This is a genomic window from Coprococcus sp. AF21-14LB (assembly GCF_003458885.1).
In the GTDB taxonomy this organism is placed as follows: Bacteria; Bacillota; Clostridia; order Lachnospirales; family Lachnospiraceae; genus UBA9414.
Genome location: NZ_QRVX01000130.1, coordinates 1 through 925 on the forward strand (window position 1 = coordinate 1; position 925 = coordinate 925).

Here is a 925-nt window from a genome sequence, read left to right on the forward strand (position 1 = left end):
AATATATTTTAATTATTAAAGCAAAAATATATTGGATTAGATACAAAACTTCTTCTTACAGGAACTTATAGTGCTGTAGGAATTTTTTTGTGCTTAGAACCAATAATGGAAGGTAGTCCGTGGGTGTTTTTTATGATGTGTATGGTATGTGGAGGCGTTGCATCAATTTATAAATCAGAGAGATAGTTATAGATGGTAAATAAAGGATTTGTGAGGAGAATTAAATGACTTTTATAAAAACTATGTTAAAAAAATTCTACTACATGTGTAAGTTTAAGAAAAAAAATGTAACTTTATGTCGAGGATGTAATATAGATAGGGGAAGTTTTTTTGAGGGAAATAATGTGATTGGATCAGGAACACATTTTAAAGGAACTTTAGGATATGGAAGTTATATAGGTAATAATAGTGAGATTAATGGGAAAATAGGAAAATATTGTTCTATTGCGAATAATGTTCATGTGATTATGGGTATGCACCCTACAGAAATTTATGTTTCAACCCATCCATGTTTTTTTTCAAATAAATGTCAGGCTGGTTTTACATATACATCATCTAATACATATATTGAACAAAAATATGCAGATAATGAGAAAAATCCAGTAGTAATTGGAAATGATGTTTGGATTGGGTTCGGTGTCTCTATTATGTCTGGTATATCAATTGGAGATGGAGCAATTATAGGTGCAGGAACATTAGTAACGCATGATGTTGAACCATATACGATAGTAGTTGGAATTCCAGGGAAAGTTCTTAAAAAGAGATTTACAGATAAAGAAATTGAATTTCTTTTGAATTTTAAATGGTGGGATAAAACAGAAGATTGGTTAAAAAGTAATGTACAGGATTTTAATGATATTTCTAAATTTATTATGAAAAATAATATAGGGGATAAAAAATATGGAGAAAAAAAGTAAATTATGTA

General features: G+C 28.6%; 1 protein-coding gene. It reads left to right on the forward strand.

The annotated features are described in order from the left end of the window. Positions 1–224 precede the first annotated feature (224 nt). Positions 225–917 carry a CatB-related O-acetyltransferase gene (locus DWX73_RS14365; RefSeq protein WP_118349139.1) on the forward strand — a complete coding sequence of 231 codons (693 nt, stop codon included), beginning with the start codon at positions 225–227 and terminating at the stop codon, positions 915–917. Positions 918–925: the final 8 nt, after the last annotated feature.